The organism is Sulfitobacter sp. HI0129 (assembly GCF_001635395.1).
Taxonomy (GTDB): domain Bacteria; phylum Pseudomonadota; class Alphaproteobacteria; order Rhodobacterales; family Rhodobacteraceae; genus Sulfitobacter.
Map to the genome: position 1 here is coordinate 1 of NZ_LWGH01000271.1, position 3,678 is coordinate 3,678.

4 protein-coding genes are annotated in these 3,678 nt (G+C 68.5%); all 4 read right to left on the bottom strand.

Annotated features, from left to right (window positions below; translation table 11 throughout):
* Positions 1 to 646 (bottom strand): aldehyde dehydrogenase family protein (locus A3764_RS05640; RefSeq protein ID WP_201722403.1); only part of this gene is annotated, 646 nt, incomplete at its 3' end.
* Positions 646 to 1,425, bottom strand: a complete 780-nt coding sequence (locus A3764_RS05645) for an aspartate dehydrogenase (protein WP_067923317.1) — start codon at positions 1,423 to 1,425, stop codon at positions 646 to 648. The genes A3764_RS05640 and A3764_RS05645, both read right to left, overlap by 1 nt.
* 3 nt (positions 1,426 to 1,428) lie before the next feature.
* Positions 1,429 to 3,102, bottom strand: a complete 1,674-nt coding sequence (locus A3764_RS05650) for a thiamine pyrophosphate-binding protein (protein ID WP_067923313.1) — start codon at positions 3,100 to 3,102, stop codon at positions 1,429 to 1,431.
* 12 nt (positions 3,103 to 3,114) lie between these two features.
* A partial coding sequence (locus tag A3764_RS05655; RefSeq protein ID WP_067951306.1) for an SDR family oxidoreductase occupies positions 3,115 to 3,678 on the bottom strand: 564 nt, incomplete at its 5' end.

Consider the following 3,678-nt stretch of genomic DNA (forward strand, 5'->3'; position numbering starts at 1 on the left):
TACCGATCTCGCGGCCCGAGCCGGGGAGCACGGCCAGCAGCCCCTTCGGCAGCCCCGCCTCATCCACGATCCGCGCCAGTTCCAGCGCCGTGAGCGGCGACCATGACGCGGGTTTCAGGATCACCGCGTTGCCCGCCGCCAGCGCGGGGGCGAGCTTTTGCGCATCCGACGCGATGGGTGAATTCCACGGCGTGATCGCGGCCACCACCCCCATCGGTTCGTGCACCGACAGCGTCAGCGCGCCGCCGCGCTGCGCGGTCATCTCCTCATCCGTGGTTTCAGCCACGGCGGCGAAATAGCGGAACGTGGCTGCCGCCGATGCCGCCAGCGCGGCGGTTTCCGCAAGCGTCTTGCCGGTGTCCTGCGACTGGATTTGCGAAATACGGCCCGCGTTGGAATCGATCCCGTCGCCGACGGCAAGCAGAACGCGCGCTCGTTCGTGCGGTTTCAGCGCCCCCCATGCGGGCTGGGCCGCCTTCGCCCGGGCGATGGCCTCCTCCCCATCCTGCGGGGAGGCGCCGCGCAGCACCCGGTTGACCGAGCCGTCGGCGGGAAAGATCGACGTAATCTGCCCCCCGCGCCCTTCACGCCATTCGCCGCCGATGAACAAAGCGCCGGAGGGCAGGATATCTCGTTCCATTTTCATCAGATCACCATCGGTCCCTTGCGGTTTCGAATTTCGCGCAGCGCCGAATAGATCGTCGCCGCACTTGTCTTGGCGTTCCCTGCCGAGGCCTTGTTGTCGATCCGCACCTCGAAACTCCCCAGGGCGGAGCGCACGCGGTACGCGTGCCGGTTGCCATCCGCGGCGGGGTCTGCCACCAGTTCGGCCCGCGTCGCGTCCAGACCCGCTCCCGCCAGCCCCAGCGTCGCCGCCACGTTGGCGTTCTTCGGAAAGGCCTGTGCGACCTCGCGCGCGGTGCCGGCATAGATCACCGCCGCTTCGCGCAGCGCGTCCAGATCGAGCTTGTCTTCCGCCGGGGTTCCGCGCCATGCCGCAGGCGGTTTGGTGCCGGTATAGGTCACCTCCAGATCGCCCGCCGCCGCGGCCGCCGCCAGCAGGTCGATCCCGCCGATGGCCCCGGGGGGCAGGATGACCCGCGCCCCGCCCTTTTCGGCGGCCTGCCGCACCGCGTCCTCCAACCCCGCGTCACTGAGCGCCCCGACCGAGACGACAACCACATCGATCCCCGCCTCCAGCGCGGGCACGGCCACGTCACGCACCGCCTCATGCCCCGCGCATTCCACCAGCAGATCGGGGCGGGCTGCGATCAGGTCCTCGACCGTCTCCACAGTGTCGACCCCGGGGGCATCGACGGCACGGCCCGGTCGGACCAGCATCGTCACCCGCGCCGCATCCTGTGGCGTCAGCAGCGCCAGCAGCGCCGCCCCGATGTTGCCATATCCGACGAGACCGAGGTGCATGGGCTACTCCTTCTTGCCCGCGGCACCCGCGGGCGGGCCTGCGAAGGCTTCGGCAAAGGGCCCGATGGCGCACATGTCGACCTCGATCAGGCGCGGGCCATCGGCCTTCAGCGCCTTCTGCAGGGCGGGTTCAAAATCATCCACATCGCCGACCTTCACATGCGGCATCCCGATCGAGCCGCAGAAGGCCCCGAACTCCGGCACCGCGACCTTGGAATAGTGGCGGCGGCTGTCGTATTGCGCATCCTGGATGTTCTCGATCACGCCGTAAGCCTGATCGTTCATCAGCACATAGACCAGCGGCGCGTTTTCATCGACCGCCGTGATCATCTCGGCCAGACCCAGCATCGTGCCGCCGTCACCCAGAAGGGTGATCGCCTTCGGCCCGGGGGAGGCAAGCGCCGCGCCGATCCCCATAGCCACGCCCTGCCCGATACCGCCCCCGAGCGCATGGACCCCCTGCCGGGGATCGGAAAGGCGGACATAGCGGTTGCCGAAGGTGGAATTGGAAATCGTCACATCCCGAACCCAGGCGTTGCCCCCTGCCCCGACGGCGCTGTTGATCGCCTCCGCCACGACGCTGTAGGGGCCCAACTGATCGCGCAGCCGGCCCTCGGCCTGGGCGCGCAGCCGGGCGATATCGAACCGCAGCCCGGCGTCGGTCTCCAGTTGTTCCGGCAACAGATCCAGCAGGCGGCGCAGGGTATCGGCGGCATCGCCATGGGCGAAGACATCGACCGGGTAGTTGCGCCCGCCCTGTGCGGCGTCTGCGTCGACCTGCAACAGGGGGCGCGGCAGCGGCATCTTGTTGTTGCGCGTTTCGTTGCCCCGCAGGCGGGAGCCGACGACCAGCATCAGATCGCAGCTTGCAAAAAGTTCGGCGGCATCCGGCCCCATGTTGAAAGCCCCGAGGTTCGCCGCCTCTTCCTCCGACACCACGCCGCGCCCGTTGGTGGAGGTCACGACACCCACGCCCCGGCGCATCAATTCGCGCGCCTGCTCCGCCGCGCCCCGCGCGCCGCCGCCCAGCCAGACAAGCGGACGCTTGGCGCGGGTGATCAGCTTGGCCATCTCTTCGACCGCCGATTGCGCGGCCACCGGCGCCACCGCCACCGGCGCATGGACGGATGCCATCTGGGCTGCGGGCGCGCGCTGCACGTCCACCGGAATTTCAAGGCTGACCGGCCCGCTGGGTGCCGACAGCGCATCCGATACCGCCGCCGTCAGCGCGCCCACCGCGCCGTTCGCGTCCCACATGCGATGCACCTTCTTGGACACACCGCGCAGCATTTCCGGCTGGCGCGGCACGTCGTGGATCGCCGCGCGGTCGCGGTCGGCATAGCCGAGATCCACCTGCGTCGTGATATGCAGCACCCGGCTGCCCGCCGTTAGTGCCTCGGCCTGTGCTCCGGCGGCATTTCCGGCGGCCGTTCCGGTCGAGGTCATGCAGACGCCAAGCCCCCCCGACACCCGTGCATAGGCGTCGGCCATGTTCATCGCCCCCGCCTCGCCGCGCGCGGGAACAAAGCGGATCCGCCCCTGCCGCGCCACCGCGTCGAGGATGGGCATGTTGTGGATGGAAATCACGCCGAAGATCGTGCTCACGCCGATCTCTGCAAGGTAATGGGCGATGAAATCACCGACCGTATCGGTCTTGTTGATGGGATCGTGTTTCATGTCTTGGATTCCTCAGATGTGGCGGGACAGGCCGCCCGAAACTTCGAGCTGTGAACCGGTGATGTAGCTGGCCGCGCGCGACCCCAGAAAGGCGATGGCATGGGCGGCTTCCTCGGCCTCGCCCAGTCGGCCCAGCGGAATACCCTTCTTGCGCGCCAGCGCGCCGTACCATTCGGACCGGCTGACGGACTGGTCCTCGCGCTCGGCGAACCGCCGGGTCCACTGGCCCGATCCGATCAGCCCCATAAGCACGGAATTGACGCGCACCTGCGGGGCCAGTTCGACGGAAAGCGACTTCAGCAGGTTCTGCACCCCCGCCCGCGCCGAAGAGGTGCAGACCATATGCGGTTCCGGCTGGTAGGCCAGCAGCGAGTTGACGGCGACGACCGCGCCCTCTGCCTCCCGCAGCATCGGCAGGAAGGCGCGGAGGGGCAGGATCTGTGAAAAGAGCTTCAGCTCGTATTCCGCGCGCCAGTCGTCATCGCTGGTATCCGCGAAGGAGGAGATCCGCCCCTGCCCCGCGTTGTTGACCAGCAGATCGCATGTGCCGAACCGGGCCCGCACCTGTGAGGCGAA

Excerpts from the sequence above, each read along its gene's own strand:
- A3764_RS05645 (WP_067923317.1), bottom strand. The coding sequence starts at position 1,425 with ATGCACCTCGGTCTCGTCGGATATGGCAACATCGGGGCGGCGCTGCTG.
- A3764_RS05650 (WP_067923313.1), bottom strand. The coding sequence starts at position 3,102 with ATGAAACACGATCCCATCAACAAGACCGATACGGTCGGTGATTTCATC.